We start from the raw sequence: 20306 nt of genomic DNA, 5'->3' as shown, positions 1-20306 counted from the left end.
CCGCATACATTCACGTTTACAGTTTCAACGCTTCCGGATTCAATATATTGACCGGCTCGCCAGCCGCAAAGCGCACGATGTTATCGAACGCCGCCCTGAAATACATCTCGTAACTGTCCCGCTCGACATATCCCAAGTGCGGCGTTGCCAGTACGGTCGGTATCTTCAATAACGGCGCATCCGGCGCCAGCGGCTCGCTCGTGAACACATCCACCGCCGCCCCACCAGGGTAGCCGCGCCGCAAAGCCTCTTCGAGCGCCCCTTCCGCCACCAGTTCCGCCCGGCTCGTGTTCACGAACAAGGCATCCGGCTTCATGCGCGCCAGGTCCTCGGCAGTCACGATGCCGCGCGTGGCGTCGGCCAGCCGCAAATGCAGGCTCAGCACATCCGCATCGGCAAACAAGGCCGCGCGCGACGCCGCCGCAGTGAACCCATCCGCCACCGCTTGCGCCCGGCTGGTTTCGCTCCCCCACACCACCACGTTCATGCCAAAGGCCCTGCCATACCCCGCCACCAGCTTGCCGATCTTGCCGTAACTCCAGAGCCCCAGCGTGCGCCCATGCAGTACCCGCCCCAGGCCGTTCAGCCGCGGATTGACCGACGCCATCTGCCACGCGCCTTCCCGCAGGTTGTTCGCATACGGAACGATCTTGCGGCTGGCCGCCATGATCAGCGCCCAGGTCAACTCAGCCGGCGCCAGCGGCGAGCCGACGCCCTCGGCAATGGCGATGCCGCGCGCAGTGGCGGCGGCCACATCGATATGCCCGCTGACCTTGCCCGTCTGCGAGATCAATTTCAGATTCGGCAGCCGGTTCAGCAGCGCGGCGGGAAAATGCGTGCGCTCGCGGATCAGCACCAGCGCATCATAGGGCGCCAGCCGGACCGCCAGCTGGCCCACCCCGCGCGCCGATGTATTGAACACTTTGACCTCATGGCCGTCCAAAATTTTGTAACAGTCGAGACCGGGCACGGCGTTCTGGTAATCGTCAAGAATGGCAATTTTCATCGAAGTTGAACGAAGTTATTGATGAGCGCGTAAAGGAAGTACATGATCCGGAAAATCGAAAGTAGCCCACTACTTTAGTCAACTATATTTCCTACATTTTTAGCCCCGAAGAGCTTGTGCATGATTTTCAGGGGTGTACAATCGCCCGAATATTGAGGGTTTGACAGCACGATTGTGTATATCACACAGGCCCAGCAGCTCCGTTCCACCCAGCCTCGCGAACGAGGCTGTCGACACGACCGCCGTACGCCGTGCTCTCATGCGAGCAAAGGGATTCCGAAGCGCAGTCCCTGGCCCACGACGATCTGCCGGGACATGACCAGAATTCTTTATTGGAGGTACTCATGAACCAGCCCGTGATGAGCGGCGTCGCCGCCCTGAACGTCCCAGCTTACATCAACCATCAAAAGCTCATCAATTGGGTGGCAGACATTGCTGCCCTGACGAAGCCTGACGCCATCTACTGGTGCGACGGTTCCGAAGAAGAGTACGACCGCCTGTGCGCACAGATGGTCGACGCCGGCACGATGATCCGCTTGAACCCGGAAAAACGTCCGAATTCCTACCTGGCCCATTCCGACCCGTCGGACGTGGCGCGCGTGGAAGACCGCACCTTCATCTGCTCGGCAACGAAAGAGCAGGCCGGCCCGACCAACAACTGGACCGACCCGGCCGAGATGCGCACCACCCTGAACGGCCTGTTCGACGGCTGCATGGCCGGCCGCACCATGTACGTGGTGCCGTTCTCGATGGGCCCGCTGGGTTCGCCGATCGCCCACATCGGTGTCGAGCTGTCCGACTCGCCTTATGTTGCCGTGAACATGCGTATCATGACGCGCATGGGCAAGGCCGTGTACGACGTGCTGGGCAACGATGGCGAGTTCGTGCCATGCGTGCACAGTGTCGGCATGCCGCTGACCCCGGGCCAGCAAGACGTGCGCTGGCCTTGCAACAGCACCAAGTACATCGTCCACTATCCGGAAACCCGCGAAATCTGGTCCTTCGGCTCGGGCTACGGCGGCAACGCGCTGCTGGGCAAGAAATGCTTCGCGCTGCGCATCGCCTCGAACATGGGCTACCAGGAAGCCCAGCAGGGCGGCACCGGCTGGCTGGCCGAACACATGCTGATCCTCGGCGTCGAGTCCCCGCAGGGCGACAAGAAATACGTCGCCGCCGCTTTCCCTTCGGCCTGCGGCAAGACCAACTTCGCCATGCTGATCCCGCCGACCTCGTTCAACGGCTGGAAAGTGACCACCATCGGCGACGACATCGCCTGGATCAAGCCGGGCGCGGACGGCAAGCTGTACGCGATCAACCCGGAAGCCGGCTACTTCGGCGTGGCCCCGGGCACCAACGACAAGACCAACTCGAACTGCATGTCCTCGCTGCGCGAGAACGTGATCTTCACCAACGTCGCGCTGACCGACGACGGCGACGTGTGGTGGGAAGGCATGACCAAGGAAGCCCCTGCGCACCTGATCGACTGGCAAGGCAAGGACTGGACCCCGGCGTCCGGCACCAAGGCCGCCCACCCGAACGCACGCTTCACCGTGGCTGCGACCCAGAACCCGGTGATCGACCCGGCCTGGGACGATCCGGCCGGCGTGCCGATCTCGGCCTTCATCTTCGGCGGCCGCCGCTCGACCACCGTGCCGCTCGTCACCGAAGCGCGCGACTGGGTCGAAGGCGTGTACATGGCCGCGACCATGGGCTCGGAAACCACCGCCGCCGCTGCCGGCCAGATGGGCGTGGTGCGCCGCGATCCGCTGGCGATGCTGCCTTTCATCGGCTACAACATGAGCGACTACTTCCAGCACTGGCTCGATCTCGGCAAGAAAGTCGCCGGGAAGAACGGCGCCGCGCTGCCGAAGATCTTCTGCGTCAACTGGTTCCGCACCGACGAGTCGGGCAACTTCGTGTGGCCGGGCTACGGCGACAACATGCGCGTGCTGAAGTGGATCCTGGAACGCACCGAAGGCCAGGCCGGCGGCAGCGAACATTTGTTCGGCACCTCGCCGAACTATGGCGACCTGAACTGGGACGGCCTGGACTTCACCGAGGCGCAGTTCACGCAGATCACCTCGATCGACCAGGACGCCTGGCGCGAAGAGCTGAAATTGCACACCGAGCTGTTCGAGAAGCTGTCCTACCACCTGCCGCAAGAGCTGGTGGCGGCCAAGCAGAAGCTGGAAAAGCAGCTGGGCTGAGTCAAGTTTCTGAGGAGGGACGGCGCGTGCTGAGCGCCGTCACATGAAAGAGGGCAGGGCCGTGTGGTCCTGCCCTTTTTTCTTCCGGATTGCGCGATGTTGTAGGGTGGGTTCTTGAACCCACCACAACGTTGCGAATGCATGCCGATGGGTTCGAGAACCCACCCTACAATGCGTTCACTTCTGTCTTGTTCCCGCTGAAGCCATCAACAATCTGTCGGTGTCTTGCATACGACATCGCATCGTCCCGCGTGTAATATCCCGCCACCCACTCCAGCAGGAAAGCGAGCTTGCTCTGCTGCGCCTCCATCGACGCATACTTGTGCGGCTCCCACGGACGCCGGCGGTTGTTCTCCAGGCACACCTCCAGCCCCGGATTCATGAACACCAGCTCCGAGCAAAAGGGCAATGCTGCCTCGACCAGATCGCCATAGCAACCTTCCGCTATCCAGCTTGCGTTGCCCTCCACAAAAGCCAGCAACTCCGCCCGCACCTGTTCCGGCGCACGCGGCACGGCGATTAGCCCCGGCTCCCACACGATGGTGTCCAGGTCCAGGTGCGCCAATCCATGCTGCGCCGCCAGTGCCTGCGCCCGGTAGGACTTGCCCGATCCCGAATTGCCCATGATGAGTACGCGCATATTCTTCCCAGCCTCATTTCCTTGAAGTATTAATATTAACGCGTTCCATGAAGTGCTTGACCCTCACGCAAGGTGAGGCTCCATCTTGTGCCCACGTTGATTGAGGAAGAATTCATGCTGAAAATCGGAGAACTGGCAAAACGCACCGGCCTGACCGTGCGCACGCTGCACCACTACGACGACATCAAGCTGCTTTCTCCTTCGGCGCGTTCCGATGCCGGCTACCGGCTCTATAACGAAACGGACATCGCCCGCCTGCACCGCATCCTGGCGCTGCGCCGCTTCGGCATGAGCCTGGCCGACATCGGCACCTATCTCACCGGACCGGACCTGCCGCTCATCGATGTCGTCGATCGCCAGATCGCGATGCTGACGAGCCAGATCGACCAGGCCGCTACCTTGCGCAGCCGCTTGCAAGGCCTGCGCGGACAGCTGGCGGAAGGGCAGGAACCGGACCTGGCCGATTGGCTGACCACCCTGGAGCACATGACCATGTACGAGAAATATTTTTCGCAGGAAGAACTGCAGCAACTGCCGCTGTACACCCCATCCAAACAGATCGAAGCCGAGTGGAAGGCGCTGGTGGAAGAGGTGCGGCAATTGATGGATGGCGGCGCCAGCCCGCTTGACGCGCGGGTACGCGAACTGGCCGCACGCTGGATGACGATGGTAGGCCGCGACACCGGCGCCAACCCGGTCCTGTTCGCCAAGCTGAACACGATGCATGAACAGGAGCCGGAAGTGCAGCAGCGTACCGGCATCACGCTCGAGGTGATGGCCTTCGTGCTGGCTGCGGTGAAGGAAAACCAGCTGGCCGTCTACGAAAAATACCTGGATGCCGACGAGCTGGCCTTCGTGCGCGCCAACCTCGGCAAGCGCGACGCCGAGTGGCCGCCCCTGATCGCCCGCGTACGCACGGCCATGGATGAGGGCTGCGCGCCGGATTCATCGACGGCCAAGGCACTGGCGGTGCAGTGGTTCGACCTGTTCCGCTCGTTTGCCGGCGACGATCCGGCGACCCAGCAGAAGATCCGGCTGGCGCTCGAGAACGAACCCGCGTTGCGCCAGGGCGGCATGGTGGACGACCGCATGCGCGATTTCATCCGCGCGGCGATGCAGACCTTACGCGCTCAGCCGGCGCCGTAGCCGACGCCGCGTGCCATCATCGCGGCAAAGATCGGGATCAGCGCGAACACGTGGAGTTCGATCAGCAGCCAGCGGCGCAGTTTGGCGATTTCCGGCAGCGTTGGCACGAAAGTGGCGTTCGCCTTCAGCGACTTCTGCCAGGCCAGGATGCGCATGGTCGGCTTGATCGAGATGAGGCCGACCACGGCAAAGGCGGCGACCTTGGCCCAGAAGGCGTGATTGTGCAGGTAGAAGTCCGGACCCTTGGCGCCGTACCAGACGCGGATGAAACCGACGACCAGGATGGCGATGGCCAGCATGCCGTAGAAGAAGTCGAAGCGGCCGAGCAGTTTGACCGTTTGCGGCGACATGGTGGACGAGCGCATCAGGGCCAGTTCGGCGGCCAGCACAGCGGCGAGGCCGAAGACGATCAGGTGGTGGAGAATGGCCAGCAGGAGATCGGTCATGACAAGTGCTCGACAGTGAAGGTGTGTTCAATGTCTGCTTGTCTTGTCAGCGTGTCAAGGTAAAACCGGTGGGTTCAAGAACCCACCCCTACAAAAGCCGCATCGAACGTAGGGTGGGTTCTCGAACCCACCACAAACCGGGGTGGTAGGGTGGACACCCGTGTCCACGCGGATTCGGCTGTCGCGTCTCGAAAAGCTGTTATGGCTACTCAACTGTTGAACCGTCGGGTTGTAGGGTGGGCACTTGTGCCCACGCGGACTCAACCGTAGCGACCTCGTGCAAATGTTAGGGCTGCTCAACTGGTCGACCGCGTGGGCTCAAGAGCCCACCCTACAAAAGCCAAACCGAAAGCCAACAAAAAAGGCAGAGCCGCAGCTCTGCCTTTTCGTCACCCAAGCTTGACGCTTACTGCGTCAGCAACGGCTTCAGGTACTTGCCCGTCACACTGTTCGGATTTTCCGCCACCTCTTCCGGCGTACCGGTCGCCACGATCGTACCGCCACCCGCGCCACCCTCCGGCCCCAGGTCGACGATCCAGTCCGCCGTCTTGATCACGTCCAGGTTGTGCTCGATGATCGCGAGCGTGTTGCCCTGGTCGCGCAGGCGGTGGATCACCTTCAGCAGCAAGTCGATGTCGGCAAAGTGCAAACCGGTGGTCGGCTCGTCCAGGATGTACAGGGTACGCCCGGTATCGCGCTTCGACAGTTCCAGCGACAATTTCACGCGCTGCGCCTCGCCACCCGACAGCGTGGTCGCGCTCTGGCCCAGCTTGATGTAGCCGAGGCCCACATCCAGCAGGGTCTGCAGCTTGCGTGCAATCACCGGCACCGGCTTGAAGAACTCGTGCGCATCCTCGACCGTCATCTCCAGCACTTCGGTGATGTTCTTGCCCTTGTACTGCACTTCCAGCGTCTCGCGGTTGTAGCGCTTGCCGTGGCAGACGTCGCAAGGCACATACACGTCCGGCAGGAAGTGCATCTCGACCTTGATCACGCCATCGCCCTGGCAGGCTTCGCAGCGGCCGCCCTTGACGTTGAACGAGAAGCGGCCAGCGCTGTAGCCACGCTCCTTGGCCGTCGGCACCGTCGCGAACAAGTCGCGGATCGGGGTGAACACGCCGGTGTAGGTTGCCGGGTTCGAGCGCGGAGTACGGCCGATCGGTGCCTGGTCAACGGAAATGACCTTATCGAAATGCTCCAGGCCAAAGATCGCATCGTGCGGCGCCGGTTCGGTCTGCGAGCCGTACAGGTGGCGCGACAGGGCCGGATACAGCGTGTCGTTGATCAGCGTCGATTTACCCGAGCCCGACACACCCGTCACGCAGGTCATCAAACCGACCGGCAGCGTCAGGGTCTGCTTCTTGAGGTTGTTGCCGGTCGCATTCGTGATCACCAGCTGGCGCTCTTCATTCGCCGGCGTACGCTTCTTCGGCACGTGGATCTTCCGGCGGCCATCCAGGTACTGCGCAGTCACCGAATGCTCGTTGGCCATGATCTCGTCCAACGTACCCTCGGCAATGACCACACCGCCATGCACGCCGGCGCCCGGACCCATGTCGACGATGTAGTCGGCGGTACGGATCGCGTCCTCGTCGTGCTCGACCACCAGCACGCTGTTGCCGATGTCGCGCAAATGCTTCAGCGTCGCAATCAGGCGGTCGTTGTCGCGCTGGTGCAGGCCGATCGACGGTTCATCCAGCACGTACATGACGCCGGTCAGGCCGGAACCGATCTGCGACGCCAGGCGGATACGCTGGGCTTCGCCGCCCGACAGGGTATCGGCGCTGCGGTCGAGCGACAGGTAATCCAGGCCGACGTTGTTCAGGAACTTCAGGCGTGCGGTAATTTCCTTGATGACGCGCTCGGCGATGTCGCGCTTGGCGCCGGTCAGTTCGAGCGACTCGAAATAAGCCAGCGTCTCGCGCAGCGGACGGTCCGACACTTCATAGATCGCGCGCTGCTGGGCGCCCTGGCCGATCTTCACGAAACGCGCTTCGGTACGCAGGCGCGCACCTTCACAGGCCGGGCATTTCTTTTCGTTGATGAACTTCGCCAGCTCTTCCTTCACCGCCATCGAATCGGTTTCGCGGTAGCGGCGCTGCAAATTGTTCACCACGCCCTCGAAGGTATGCTCGCGGATCACGGTACGGCCGCGCTCGTTCACATAGGTGAACGGAATCGAGGTCTTGCCGGAGCCGAACATCACGGCTTCCTGGGCGGTCTTCGGCAGCTTTTCGAACGGCGTGTCGAGGTCGAAGTCGTAATAGGCCGCCAGGTTCGACAGCATCTGGAAGTAGAACTGGTTGCGGCGGTCCCAACCCTTCACGGCGCCGGAGGCCAGCGACAGGTTAGGGAAGGCAACGATGCGCTTCGGATCGAAGAACTCGATGTGGCCCAGGCCGTCACACTCCGAGCAGGCGCCCATCGGGTTGTTGAACGAGAACAGGCGCGGCTCGAGTTCCTGCAGCGAGTAACCGCAGACGTTACAGGCGAACTTGTTCGAGAACACCGTTTCCTTCTCGGTGTCCATTTCATAGGCAACAGCACGGCCATCGGCCAGACGCAGGGCCGTCTCGAAGCTCTCGGCCACGCGCTGCTTGATCTCGGCATTCACCTTCACGCGGTCGATGACGACGTCGATCGAATGCTTCTCGGTCTTCTTCAGCTTCGGCAGCTCGTCGATCTCGTAGATCTTGGCCGGATTCACGCCGCTCTGGATACGGAAACGCACGAAACCTTGCGCCTGCATGGACGCGAACAGATCGCCATGCTCACCCTTGCGGCCAGCCACGACCGGCGCCAGGATCATCAGCTTGGTGCCTTCCGGCATGGCCAGCACGGCATCGACCATCTGCGACACGGTCTGGGCAGCGAGCGGCTCGTGCGGGTGCTGCGGGCAGTAAGGCGTGCCGACGCGTGCGTACAGCAGACGCAGGTAGTCGTGGATTTCGGTCACGGTGCCCACCGTCGAACGCGGATTGTGCGACGTTGCCTTCTGCTCGATGGAAATGGCCGGCGACAGGCCTTCGATCAGGTCGACATCCGGCTTTTCCATCAACTGCAGGAACTGGCGCGCGTAGGCCGACAGCGACTCGACGTAGCGGCGCTGGCCTTCGGCGTACAGGGTGTCGAAGGCGAGCGAGGACTTGCCCGAGCCCGACAGGCCGGTGATGACGATCAGCTTGTTACGCGGCAGGTCGAGATTGATGTTCTTCAGATTGTGCGTGCGGGCACCACGAATACGAATTTCTTCCATTAGTTTTTTGGCAGGCTTTCTATAAGTTTGTGCGGGCCGCGCACGATACTGTCGCGGTGGGCGGGCCAATCGGGGGGAATCTGCTAGTTTAGCGCTTTTTCGCTGCGGCTGTACGTTTATCCAGTGGTGGTGTACCAGCGATGGCAAGCTGGCATGTCGCACTGGAAAGTACTTCTTCACGCACGCGACCGCTCCGGATGCATATGTGCCGTTTCAAGGCCGCTTCAATGGCAAAGCGTTCAGAATCCGAAAAAAATTTTTGATAACGCGTCGTTTTCTGGGCATGCGGCTGTGTTCGTAGGGTGGACGGCTCGTAGTTCAGGCCCCCAGCCTGAACTACTCCACGCGTCCAACCACAATGTGCATTCAGGTGTCCTGACCAAGCCCCCAAACTGGCTTGAGGGACCCCAAAATTTACCCTTTTATTGAAGTGCTAGTGGCCCCATAATAGCGAGCTGCATCACCCCAGTTCCCTGGCGCCTAGTCTGCAAGCAGAGCCAGGGCTCACACATCCTGAAGGAGTCACACCATGGCATCAGTCAACAAGGTCATCATCGTCGGCAACCTCGGCCGCGATCCGGAAATCCGCTACATGCCGAGCGGCGACGCCATCGCGAACATCGCGGTCGCCACCTCGTTCAAGTCGAAGGACCGCAACACCGGCGAACAGAAAGAGCTGACCGAATGGCACCGTATTTCGTTCTTCGGCCGCCTGGCTGAAATCGTCGGCCAGTACCTGAAGAAGGGTTCGTCGGTCTACGTCGAAGGCCGCCTGCAAACCCGCAAGTACACCGACAAGGACGGCATCGAGCGCTACGCTACCGACATCGTCGCTGAAAACATGCAGATGCTGGGCGGTCGCTCGGGCATGGGCGGCGGCAGCGACATGGGCATGGACGACGGCGGCGGCTACGACGCGCCACAGCGCCCAGCTCCACGCCAGGCGCCTCCGGCACCGGCAGCCCGTCCGCAGCCACAGCGTCCGGCACCGAACTTCTCGGACATGGACGACGATATTCCATTCTGATCCGCGCCGTACGGCATCGATCTGAAAACCCCGCCGCGCATCCGAACGGCGGGGTTTTTTTATGGGCGCTACGTGCCGTTGCGACTGAAGCTGTTCCGATATTTCTTTAATGCATTATTGTTCTAACAATGCAATAATGACAGCGCATGTCGGAGCATTGCCTCCGAGCACACTTTAACGCGCGCCGGCAAAACCGCGGCAAACCCACGAGAAAAAAGATGCACACCAGGACTGTCCTGCTGATGCTGGCCGCCGCCATGCTGAGCAATCCGGCAATCGCCGACATCCCCTTGCCGCACCAGGCGATACCGGCGAGCCGCACCCCTGCTGCGCTCGAGGACTTGTACAAGCTTGCCCATGCCTATGAGACCGGAAATGGCGTGCCGCAGGATGTCGCCGAGGCTGCACGCCTTTACCACGCCGCTGCCGAGCAGGGCCATTCCCAGGCCCAGTCCAATCTCGGCCGCCTGTATGAACAGGGCGAGGGCGTCGGGCAAGACCCGGCAGAGGCACAGCGCTGGTATCGCCGGGCCGCGGAGCAGGGCAATGCCATCGGGCAGTACAACCTGGGCCTGATGTACCGCTACGGCAAGGGAGTCGAACCCGACGAAACGCAGGCCTACGCCTGGTTCAGGAAAGCCGCCGAGAACGGCGACGCGGATGCGCAAGCCCACCTCGGCATATCGTTGATGCAAGGTCTGGGCACGGAACGCGACCTCGGCGAAGCAATCAAATGGTATCGCCTGGCCGTGGCGCAGGGCCAGCCGCTTGCCCAGACCATGCTGGGCAACCTGTATCTGCTCGGGGAGGGTCTTCCGCAAGATGCGGTCCAGGCACGGACGCTGCTGGAACAGGCGGCCAGGCAGGCGCAGCCACGCGCGCAATTCCTGCTGGCTTCCTGCCTTCAACAGGGCTGTGGCCAGCCGCCGGACGAGCAGGCTGCCCTGCCATTGTTCGAACAGGCTGAAGCGAACGGGCAACAGCAGGCCAGCCTGCATTTGGCGCGGCTGTATCTCGACGGCGTGGCAGGCCCGGCCAGGAAGCGGGAAGCCCAGGCACGCCTGGCGCAGGCGGAACAGGACGGTGACGTCGACCAGATCTTCAGCCTGGCCGAACTCTATTTTGCGCTGCGCAAACCCGCACAGGCCGAGGCGCTTTCGCGGCGTGCCCTGGCCTTGACCGGACGCGAGGCTGCTGTCACGCCGCGCCAGGAGCAGGCAATACTCGATTTGCTGGTCAAAAGCCTGGAGCGACAATTCCGTTTCGAGGAGATGCTTCCTTATCTGGAACGCAGGCTTGCAGTGGCCCGCAAGGCAAAGGATGTGACGCCTGCGCAGCTGCAAGCGCACCTGCTTAGCGTAGGAGAAAATTACTTCCAGCGAGCCCGGTTTGGCGAGGCCGAGCCGTTCTATCGCGAGGCCCTGCTGGTGGCCGAGCAGGCGCCTGGCACCGATGATGCGGAACTGGTGGATGCCCTTGCGGCTTTGGCATCCTTGTATGTTAAATCGGAGCAATTGGCGCAGGCGGAAGCGATACTGCAGCGTCAGCTGGGTTTGCTGGCGAAACGGCAGCGCGAGCATGACCCTGATCTGAACCGCGCTCTGGGACAACTGGCTGTTGTTGCATCCCTGCATGGAGAGCTGGGCCAGGCCGAGACCCTGGCCAAACGCGTACTTGCCCTGTCCGAGCTGCGACTCCGGTCGCGCGAAATCCATACTGCCGTCAGCCTGAACGAGCTGGCGTCGATCTACCAGCTGCAGGGCCGGTTTGGCGAGGCCGAGGCGGCGTTCAAGAAGGCGATCGAGATGCAGGTGGCAGTCAATGGCAATGACCGCAATCTCCTGCCCGTGTTCCGGAATAACCTTGGCGCGCTGTACAAGGAGATGGGCCGTTACCAGGAAGCGTACATGCTATGCACAGAAGTGCTGGCAATACGCGAGGAAATGCTTGGCCCCGATCACGCCGATCTCGCGTTCAGCCTGCATGAAATCGGCGCGATCCTGGCCCGCCAGGGCGAGCATGCGCAGGCCAGGCCTTATCTCGAGCGTGCGATGAAGCTGCGCGAACGCTACCTGGGCGCCAACCATTCCCAGGTCGCCAGCACTGCGCACGAGCTCGGTAGCCTGTACCTGGCACAGGGGAACACCGTTGCGGCCGAGCCGCTCTTGCAGCGCGCGTTGGCAATCCGGACGAAGCTGATGCTGCCCACCCATCCGCGCCTGCGCGAGACACGCGAACGCCTGGCTGCGCTTTACCGCCAGACCGGACGCGACAGCTAGCGTTCCCCCGGCGCCGGGCTGCTCGGCACCTCGTTCTCGACGATGGTGTAGACCCCGCCCGCCGTCGCCCCGCTTTCGCCCTTCCGCGCCCGCAAATCGCGGTACACCGCCGCGCGGATGATCATCATCGACACCACCGGCGCGGTCATCAGGAGGAAAGCCGAAATGATCACCTCGTGCACCACCAGGCGCGACTGCCCCACGGTGAAGAACACCATCGACGCAATCAGCAAACAGCCCGCCCCCAGCGTGATCGTGATCGCCGGCCCGTGCATGCGCTGGTAGAAGGTGCGCAGGCGCAGCAGTCCGAGGGCGCCGATCAGCACGATGCTGGCGCCCAGGATCAACAGCAGCGACACGATCGCCGCCGCCCAACCCGGCAAATCCTCGACGCCGCTCATTCGATGATCTCCCCGCGCATCAGGAACTTGGCCATGGCGATGGTCGACACGAAGCCGATCAGCGCGATCAGCACCGCCACCTCGAAATACACCTGCGTGCCGAAGCGGATGCCCAGCACCAGCGCAAACAGCATGCCGGTCATCCACAGCGTGTCGAGCGCCAGCACGCGGTCGTGGGCCGAGGGGCCGCGCAGCAGGCGCACGGCGCAGAACACCATCGCCACCAGCACGCACACCAGGGCGTAGCCGACGGATAACTCAAGCAGGGTCGCCACGGGCTGCCTCCGTTTCAAAAATCTCGATCAAGGGTTGTTCATAGCGGGTCTTGATGGTGTCGATCCACCATTGCTCGTCGTGCAAATCGAACACGTGCAGCGAGAGCTGGTAGCCGTCCTCCAGGATCTCGACCCAGACCGTCCCCGGCGTCATGTTGATCAGGCAGGACAGCATCGCCAGGCCATAGGGGTCGGTCATCGTCAGCGGAATGCGGATGAACTGCGAATTCACCTTGCCGTAGTCGGCGAACAGGATGATGCGGCTGACGTTGAAGCAGGAGCGCACGATCTCGACCCCGGCCATGCCCATCAGGCGGATAAAAGTGAGCGGTGCGCGCAGGCGTGGGTAGCCGAGCGGCTGCAAGTTGCGCACCAGCAGCGGCACGACGATGCCCAGCACAGCGCCGAGCAGGATGCTGGCAGGGTCGAAGGCCTGGTTCAGCAGCAGCCACAGGATGCACAGGGCCAGCGACACCAGCGGGTAGGGAAGCCAGCGTGTCATGGCGCGTCTCCCCTGGCGGCCGGGCTGGGAACGGCCGGCTCCTGCAAGACCCGCTCGATGTAGTTGGCCGGGCGGTGGATGTCGGCGCTGGCGCGGCCCAGGTAGTCGAACAGGGGCCGTGCCTGCACCGTCATCGCCACCGACAGCAGCAGCAGCGCCGTGATCGGCGCCACTTCCGACAAATGCAGGCGCGGCGGCGTGACCACGGGCGTGGCCCAGAAGGTGCGCACGCCGAAGCGCAGCATCGAGATGATGGCGATCAGGCCGGAAACGAAGATCAGCGCCATCAGGGTCCAGCCGGCATTGCGCACGGCCTCGCCCTCGGGATTGAGCAGGGCATGGAACATGCCGAACTTGGCGACGAAGCCGGACAAGGGCGGCAGGCCGGCGATCATCAGGGCGCAGGCGGCAAAGCTCACCGACAGGAAGGCCATTGCCGCCGGCACGCCCTTGCCGCGCGGTTCGTTCGGGCTGTCGTCGGCTTCCTCGTCGTCCACGGCCCAGGCTTCCATGGTCAGGGCCAGCATGGCCGCGCTCGGGGTGCGGATGCGGTCGATCAGTTCGATCAGCAGCAGGAAGGCGGCCACCGCCAGCGTCGAGCCGATCAGGTAGTACAGGCCGGCCGTTACCAGCGAGGGCTGGCCATAGCCGATCACCGCCAGCAGGGTGCCGGACGAAATCACGGCGCTGTAGCCGGCCATGCGCCCGGCCGTGTCGGTGGAGAGCATGCCTGCCGCGCCGAACACGATGGTCGCCATGCCGCCCCAGAGCAGGGCATCGAAGCCAAAGCCGGCGCTGGAGCCTTCCGAGAACAGCAGCAGCCACAGGCGCAAGATCACGTAGGCGCCGACCTTGGTCATCAACACCAGCATGGCGGCCACCGGCGGCGAGGCGGCGGCGTAGGTGGTGGGCAGCCAGAAGCCCAGCGGCCACATCGCACCTTTCACCAGGAACGCCAGCACCAGTACCGTCACGCCGAGTTTCAGGAGGCCGCTGCTCTCGGCCGGCATGGCGGCGATGCGCGCGGCCAGGTCGGCCATGTTCAGGGTGCCGGTGGTGGCGTAGATCAGCGAGGTCCCGAGCAGGAACAGCAGGGCGGCGGCCAGGTTGACGGCGATGTACTGCATGCTGGCGCGCAGGCGCTCGGCGTTGTAGCCGTGCAGGACCAGGCCGTACGAGGCGGCCAGCATCACCTCGAAGAACACGAACAGGTTGAACAGATCGTGCGTCAGGAAGGCGCCGTTAATCCCCATCAGCAGGATCTGGAACAGCGGGTGGAAGTGCACGCCGATGCGGCTCCAGCGCTGCATCGCGTAGTGCAGGGCGGCCAGGGCCAGCACGCTGGTGAGCAGCAGCATCAGCGCCGACAGGCGGTCGGCCATCAGGGCGATGCCGAAGGGGGCGGACCAGTTGGCGGCGAGGTAGACGCCGATGCCGCCCTGCCAGACTTCGCGGTCGGTCTGCAGCATCAGCATCACGGCAATCGCCAGCTGGCCGAGCACCGAGGCATAGGCCAGGCCGAACTTCAGGCGATGCCTGCCTTGCGTGAACGGCGCCAGCAGGGCGGCGCAGATCAGCGGCAGCAGGATCGGCAGGATTACCAGGTGCTGCGAAAAACTCAGGGACAAACTCATACCTCGGGTTCCTCCCCGTCCACGTGGTCGGTGCCGGTGAGGCCGCGCGCGCCGATCATCACCACCAGGTACAGGGCCGTGGTGGCGAAGCCGATCACGATCGCGGTCAGCACCAGCGCCTGCGGCAGCGGGTCGGCCAGCTGGCTGGGGTCGACGGCTGTGCCGGCCGGGGTGAACGGGGCTTTATCCAGCCAGACCCGGCCCATGATGAAGATGAAGAGGTTGACGGCGTAGGACATCAGCATCAGGCCGGTGAGCACCTGGAAGCTGCGCGGACGCAGCAGCAGCCAGATGCCGGAGCCGAAGACGATGCCGATGGCCAGGGCGATGACGAGTTCCATCAGGCGATCTCCTTGGTGGGCGGCATGGCGTGGCGGGTGGCGCCGGGCGGCATGCGGTGGCTGCGCAGCGACTGGTGCGCCAGCGCGACCAGGATCAGCATGGTGGTGCCGACCACCACCAGGAACACGCCCAGGTCGAACACGAAGGCGCTCGGGATGTGGATTTGGCCCAGCAGCGGCAGCGTCACGTGCGCGGTGTGGCTGGTGAGGAAGGGGTAGCCGAAGAACCAGGCGCCGATGCCGGTGAGGCAGGCGGTGAGCAGGCCGAAGCCGATCCAGCGGTGCGGGCGCAGGCGCAGGTGGGATTCGACCCAGTCGGTGCCGGCCACCATGTACTGCACGATGAGGGCGGTGGCGAAGATCAGGCCGGCGACGAAACCGCCGCCCGGCAGGTTATGCCCGCGCATGAAGAAGTAGACCGCGATCATGCCCATGAAGGGCAGCAGGAAGCGCAAATAGACGGCCGGGATGGCGAGGTAGCCGCTGCGCGCCTGCACGGCGGGCGCCTGGGCCACGGCCGGGTCGACGTCGGACGCCTGCTGCACGGGAATCGCCACGCTTTCCGGCGCCGGGCGGAAGCGGCGCAGCAGGGCGTACACGGTCAGCGCCACGGCGGAAAGCACGGTGATCTCGCCCATGGTGTCGAAGCCGCGGAAGTCGACCAGCAGCACGTTGACCACGTTGGCGCCGCCGCCTTCGCTCAAGGCGCGCAGCAGGTAGAAGTCGCTGATGGTCTTGGTTGGCTCGCTGGTCAGCAGGGCCCAGGTGGCGGCGGCCAGGCCCAGGCCGCCGGCCGCGGCGATCGAGCCGTCGCGCGCGCGGCGCAGCCAGGTACTGCGGGGCACGCGCGGGGCCAGGCCGGGCGGCGGCAGGCGCGGCGGCAGCCAGCGCAAACCGAGCAGGATCAGCACCGTGGTCACGGTTTCCACCATCAGTTGGGTGAGCGCGAGGTCGGGCGCCGACAACCACAGGAAGGTGAGGCTGACCACGACGCCGACGCCGCCGGCCAGGATCAGCGCCACCAGCCGGTGGTACTTGGCTTGCCAGGCGGCGCCCAGCGCGCAGGCCGCGCCGATCAGCCACAGCAGGGCGAACAGGATGTCGATGTCGGCCAGGCCGGGCAAGGCCAGGCTGGGCAGCGGGCGCACCAGCAGCAGCGGCACCGCCACCATCGCCAGCATCAGCACCAGCAGCTGCGGCTGCAGGCGCAGGGTGCCGGCGCGGCGCAGCAGCCAGGCGGCGCCGGCGTACAGGCCGAGCAGGGCGTTCTCGTAGGCTTGCGCGCCTTTTACCCGGTGCAGCACCGGCACCCGGTCGCGCTCGGCCAGGTTGAAGCGGCGCCGCAGCACGACATAGAAGGCCAGGCCGCCGAGCAGGGCGATGATGCTCATCACCAGCGGCAGATTGAAGCCGTGCCAGATGCCGAGGTCGTACTCGGGCATGTCGGGGCCGACCACGGAATGCGTGGCCACTTCCAGCACACGCCCGACCACGCGCTCGGGCATCACGCCGACGGCAATGCACAGCACCACCAGGCATTCGACCGGGAAGCGCATCCAGCGCGGCGGCTCGTGCGGGTGCTTGGGCAGGTCCTTCGCCAGCGGGCCGAAGAAGACGCTGATGAAGCGCAGCGAATAGGCCACGCTGAACACGCCCATCAGCACCGCCGCCACCGACATCGACCAGTCCTCGGTGCCGCCGACGATCATGGTCTCGGCAAAGAACATTTCCTTCGACAGGAAGCCGTTCAGCAGCGGCACGCCGGCCATGGCCGCGCTGGCGACGATGGCCAGGGCCGCCGTGTAGGGCATGGCTTGCCGCAGGCCGCGCAGCACACGCATGTCGCGCGTGCCGGTTTCATGGTCGACGATGCCAACCGCCATGAACAGCGAAGCCTTGAACACGGCATGGTTCATCACGTGGAACACGGCCGCCACCACCGACAGGGGCGTGCCTATGCTGAGCAGCACGACGATCAGGCCCAGGTGGCTGATGGTGGAATAGGCCAGCAAGCCCTTCATGTCGTTCTGGTAGATGGCGAAGAAGGAACCGATCAGCAGGGTGCAGACGCCGGCTGTGCCGAGGATCCAGGTCCAGGCCTCGGTGCCGGACAGGGCCGGCCACAGGCGGATCAGCAGGAACACGCCGGCCTTGACCATGGTGGCCGAGTGCAGGTAGCTCGACACCGGCGTGGGCGCGGCCATCGCGTGCGGCAGCCAGAAGTGGAAGGGGAACTGCGCGCTCTTGGTCAGCGCACCCAGGACAACGAGTACCAGGGCCGGCAGGTACAGGTCGTGGGCGCGGATGCGGTCGCCGGCGGCCAGCACCAGGTCGAGGTCGTAGCTGCCGACGATGTGGCCGAGGATCAGCACGCCCGCCAGCAGGCACAGGCCGCCGACCGTGGTGACCGTGAAGGCCATGCGCGCGCCGCGGCGGGCATCGTTGCGGCTTTGCCAGTAGCCGATCAGCAGGAAGGAAGTGAGGCTGGTGAGTTCCCAGAACACCACCAGCTGGATCAGGTTGCCCGACAACACCACGCCCAGCATGGCGCCCATGAAGGCCATCATGTAGGCGAAGAAGCGCGCCACCGGGTCGCGCGGCGACATGTAGTAGCGCGCATACAGCAGCACCAGCAGGCCGATGCCGAGCACCATGACGGTGAACACCCAGGCCAGGCCGTCCATGCGCAGCACCAGGTCGAGGCCGAAGGCTGGCAGCCATTCGTAGTGGACCTTCAGGGTGTCGCGGGCGGCAACGTCGTCGAAGCGGGAGATGGCCAGCGCCAGCGCCAGGCCTGTGGCCAGGGCGGCGGCGCCGAAGGGCCGGTTGCGCGATCCGTCCGGCATGCAGCCGGCCACGAAGGCGCCGAGGAAGGGGAGGAGGACCAGGAGTTCGAGCATGGGCTATCCTGCCTGGCGTGGTGGACGCGTTCGACCCGGCGTGTGCATGTCAGCGGTCCCCATCGCGTGCTCCCGTGTTGACCAGCAGGGTGTCGCAGTCGAGGCCGCGCAGCACCTGTTCGCCCTTGCTGTCCATGAACAGGCGCAGCATGCCGGACTGGCTGTGCAGGCCGAGCACGGCGAGGTCGATCCCGTGTTCGAGGGCGTAGCGGGCGGTCAGCAATTCCGGCGCGCCAGCGGCGCTGTCGATGGCGATGCGGGCGCGTATTCCCGGCGCCAGCGTGCAGCTGTCGATAAATTGTTCGCAGCGCAGCCGGATTGCGCTGCTGTTCGCACTGCGTGAGCCGTCGGCCAGGCCTTCCAGCCCCGCTTCGTGGACATGGAAGACGATCAATTGCGCATCGGGGAAGAGGCGGGCGGCGGTTTCCAGCGCCAGGCGTGCGGCCGGGGAAAAATCGGTCGGGACCAGGATGCGCGCGTAGGGAGCGCGGGCGCGCTGGCGCACCACCAGCAAGGGCTGCGCCAGGTCGCGGGCTACCTGCTCCACGGTCGAGCCGAGCAAGATTTCGCCCAGGGTATTGATGCGCGCATCACCAACGATGACGAGTTCGCTGTCGGTCTGCGCGGCTGCCGCCAGGATGGCGTCGGCCACGTCGCCGTCGGCAAACTGCAGGCTGACGGGAAAGCCGGCGTTCTCGAATTCGCGGGCGATGTCGCGCCGCGCGACGAATTCCGCTTCGGTGCCCGCTTCGCTGCCGGCCAGCCATTGCACGACTTCCGCCGGCACCTGTGGACCCTCGCGCACCGTCAGCAGCGTCAGCTGCGCATTCCATTGCGCCGCCAGCGCCTTGGCGCGCTCGAGCGGACGGTCGCAACGCGCACTCAGATCGGTGGCGAGCAACAACTTCCGTGGCTGTGACGCATCGTACCCTTCGTTCACGCAAACCTCCGCACAGGACTGGACAAAGACCAGCCTCACTGTACTGTTTTTACATGGATTGCGGCAACGCGTTAGCCTCGTGAAACCATTGTTGACTTGATAAGGGGTGTCCAGGCCGGCATGCGTGTCGTATCTCAACAATTGTCTGCCATTCAAAACAATTGTTGGATTCTTCGTGGAAGCCGTGGCCGACGCCGTGGAGCGGACGTGCGCGGGCGCGGGCTGCCGGGACGGCGGCAACCCGGTGCATGGCCCAGCGCCGGCGATGAAGAGGCCGGCGAACTAGGAATCGACCCGCATGTCGAAGCCGCCGTAGATCATGCGCTTGCCGTCGAAGAGCATGTTTTCCGGCTTCATGTACTCGGCCATGCGCGGGTCGTGCATGACCTTGTCGTTGGCGGCGTCGCGCACCTCGCGCGAGGGGTAGACGATCCAGGAAAAGATGACGACTTCGCCGTCCTGCAGGTTCACGCTCTGCGGGAAGGAGGTTAGTTGGCCGGGCTTGACGTCGTCCGCCACGCATTCGCGGAACTCGATGGCGCCATGGTCGCGCCAGATGGCGGAGGCATTGCGCGCCATCTCCAGGTAGGCATCGAGCTTGTTCTTTGGAACGGGAATCACGAAACCATCGACATACGCCATGATGTTCTCCTCGCTGTAAAGGTGCTGTTCAGACCTCATCGACAAGCAAAAAATCCTGGGGCCCGCGCCGGGCCTGACGTATGTCTAAACCGGCATATCGAAGGAATACGGTTTACCCGAGCGCAGCCTCGATTGCGGACACCAGTGCCGGATCGTCCGGTTTCATGTCCGGCGCGAAGCGGCCAATGACTTTACCATCGCGGCCGACCAGGAACTTCTCGAAATTCCACATCACGTCGGTCGGGTTTTTCGGGCTCAGGCCATGCTGGGCCAGCTTCTCGCCGAACTGGCTGCCCTCGGCCTGCTGCGCCTGCGGCTGCTCGGCGATCAGTTCGCGGTAGAGCGGGTGGCGGCCCTCGCGGTTGACTTCGATCTTCTCGAACATCGGGAAGCGCACGCCGTAGTTGCGCTGGCAAAAGTCGGCGATCTCGGTTTCGCTGCCCGGCTCCTGGGCGCCGAAATCGTTGCACGGGAAGCCGAGCACGACCAGGCCGCGCTCTTCGTATTGTTCGAACAATTTTTCCAGCCCCGAGTACTGCGGAGTCAGGCCGCATTGCGAAGCAACGTTCACGATCAGCATGACCTTGCCGCGGTAGGCGTCGAGCGAAGCGGGTTGGCCTTCGAGGCGGCGCAGGGGAATGTCGTACAGGTTGGCGCTCATGTG

At 64.0% G+C, this 20306-nt stretch carries 17 protein-coding genes; 4 read left to right on the top strand and 13 right to left on the bottom strand.

Features of this window, described 5'->3' with window-relative positions:
- Positions 1–16: 16 nt before the first annotated feature.
- Positions 17–1006 carry a D-2-hydroxyacid dehydrogenase family protein gene (locus ACWYRN_RS07780; protein WP_488691878.1) on the bottom strand — a complete coding sequence of 330 codons (990 nt, stop codon included), beginning with the start codon at positions 1004–1006 and terminating at the stop codon, positions 17–19.
- Positions 1007–1350: 344 nt separating this feature from the next.
- Between ACWYRN_RS07780 and ACWYRN_RS07775 the strand changes: the two genes are divergently transcribed.
- A complete protein-coding gene (locus tag ACWYRN_RS07775) occupies positions 1351–3213 on the top strand; it encodes a phosphoenolpyruvate carboxykinase (GTP) (RefSeq protein ID WP_488691877.1) in 1863 nt (620 codons plus the stop codon).
- 166 nt (positions 3214–3379) lie between these two features.
- Here ACWYRN_RS07775 and ACWYRN_RS07770 read toward each other — a convergent pair whose 3' ends face one another.
- Positions 3380–3853 (bottom strand): P-loop NTPase family protein, encoded by a 474-nt coding sequence (locus tag ACWYRN_RS07770; RefSeq protein WP_488691876.1) that lies wholly within the window; start codon positions 3851–3853, stop codon positions 3380–3382.
- A 114-nt stretch (positions 3854–3967) separates the two neighbouring features.
- On the opposite strand from ACWYRN_RS07770, the gene ACWYRN_RS07765 reads away from it, so the two are divergent.
- Positions 3968–4999 (top strand): MerR family transcriptional regulator, encoded by a 1032-nt coding sequence (locus tag ACWYRN_RS07765; RefSeq protein WP_488691875.1) that lies wholly within the window; start codon positions 3968–3970, stop codon positions 4997–4999.
- Here ACWYRN_RS07765 and ACWYRN_RS07760 read toward each other — a convergent pair.
- Positions 4984–5445, bottom strand: a complete 462-nt coding sequence (locus tag ACWYRN_RS07760) for a DUF2214 family protein (protein ID WP_488691874.1) — start codon at positions 5443–5445, stop codon at positions 4984–4986. The genes ACWYRN_RS07765 and ACWYRN_RS07760 overlap by 16 nt on opposite strands.
- A 406-nt stretch (positions 5446–5851) precedes the next feature.
- The gene (gene uvrA, locus ACWYRN_RS07755) at positions 5852–8701 is read right to left on the bottom strand and encodes an excinuclease ABC subunit UvrA (RefSeq protein ID WP_488691873.1); all 2850 of its coding nucleotides are present in this window, start codon (positions 8699–8701) and stop codon (positions 5852–5854) included.
- 529 nt (positions 8702–9230) lie between these two features.
- Between uvrA and ssb the strand changes: the two genes are divergently transcribed.
- Both ssb and ACWYRN_RS07745 read left to right on the top strand, forming a co-directional pair.
- Positions 9231–9728, top strand: a complete 498-nt coding sequence (ssb, locus tag ACWYRN_RS07750; protein ID WP_488691872.1) for a single-stranded DNA-binding protein — start codon at positions 9231–9233, stop codon at positions 9726–9728.
- A 218-nt stretch (positions 9729–9946) separates the two neighbouring features.
- Positions 9947–12007 (top strand): tetratricopeptide repeat protein, encoded by a 2061-nt coding sequence (locus ACWYRN_RS07745; protein ID WP_488691871.1) that lies wholly within the window; start codon positions 9947–9949, stop codon positions 12005–12007.
- Here the strand turns inward: ACWYRN_RS07745 and mnhG are convergent.
- The 9 genes from mnhG to ACWYRN_RS07700 all read right to left on the bottom strand — a co-directional run bounded on the left by mnhG (position 12004) and on the right by ACWYRN_RS07700 (position 20303).
- Positions 12004–12408, bottom strand: a complete 405-nt coding sequence (mnhG, locus tag ACWYRN_RS07740) for a monovalent cation/H(+) antiporter subunit G (protein ID WP_488691870.1) — start codon at positions 12406–12408, stop codon at positions 12004–12006. The two genes, ACWYRN_RS07745 and mnhG, sit on opposite strands and share 4 nt — an antisense overlap.
- Complete coding sequence (locus ACWYRN_RS07735; protein WP_229436587.1) at positions 12405–12626, bottom strand: K+/H+ antiporter subunit F; 222 nt, start codon at positions 12624–12626, stop codon at positions 12405–12407. Before ACWYRN_RS07735 ends, mnhG begins: the two co-directional genes overlap by 4 nt.
- Before the next feature lie 40 nt (positions 12627–12666).
- Positions 12667–13185: a Na+/H+ antiporter subunit E gene (locus tag ACWYRN_RS07730; RefSeq protein WP_488691869.1), complete on the bottom strand. Its 519-nt coding sequence runs from the start codon at positions 13183–13185 to the stop codon at positions 12667–12669.
- On the bottom strand, positions 13182–14819 hold the full coding sequence (locus ACWYRN_RS07725) for a monovalent cation/H+ antiporter subunit D (RefSeq protein ID WP_488691868.1): 1638 nt from the start codon (positions 14817–14819) through the stop codon (positions 13182–13184). Before ACWYRN_RS07725 ends, ACWYRN_RS07730 begins: the two co-directional genes overlap by 4 nt.
- Positions 14816–15160, bottom strand: a complete 345-nt coding sequence (locus ACWYRN_RS07720) for a Na+/H+ antiporter subunit C (RefSeq protein ID WP_229436529.1) — start codon at positions 15158–15160, stop codon at positions 14816–14818. Before ACWYRN_RS07720 ends, ACWYRN_RS07725 begins: the two co-directional genes overlap by 4 nt.
- Positions 15160–18060 (bottom strand): monovalent cation/H+ antiporter subunit A, encoded by a 2901-nt coding sequence (locus ACWYRN_RS07715; protein WP_488691867.1) that lies wholly within the window; start codon positions 18058–18060, stop codon positions 15160–15162. The genes ACWYRN_RS07720 and ACWYRN_RS07715 overlap by 1 nt, the downstream gene beginning before the upstream one ends.
- A 49-nt stretch (positions 18061–18109) precedes the next feature.
- The gene (locus ACWYRN_RS07710) at positions 18110–18961 is read right to left on the bottom strand and encodes a universal stress protein (protein ID WP_488691866.1); all 852 of its coding nucleotides are present in this window, start codon (positions 18959–18961) and stop codon (positions 18110–18112) included.
- Between the two features lie 321 nt (positions 18962–19282).
- Positions 19283–19642 carry a DUF1428 domain-containing protein gene (locus ACWYRN_RS07705; RefSeq protein ID WP_488691865.1) on the bottom strand — a complete coding sequence of 120 codons (360 nt, stop codon included), beginning with the start codon at positions 19640–19642 and terminating at the stop codon, positions 19283–19285.
- Between the two features lie 112 nt (positions 19643–19754).
- Positions 19755–20303: a glutathione peroxidase gene (locus ACWYRN_RS07700; RefSeq protein ID WP_488691864.1), complete on the bottom strand. Its 549-nt coding sequence runs from the start codon at positions 20301–20303 to the stop codon at positions 19755–19757.
- Positions 20304–20306: the final 3 nt, after the last annotated feature.

This window comes from Massilia sp. BAP21, from assembly GCF_057801335.1.
This window is presented reverse-complemented; position numbering and strand designations above follow the sequence as displayed.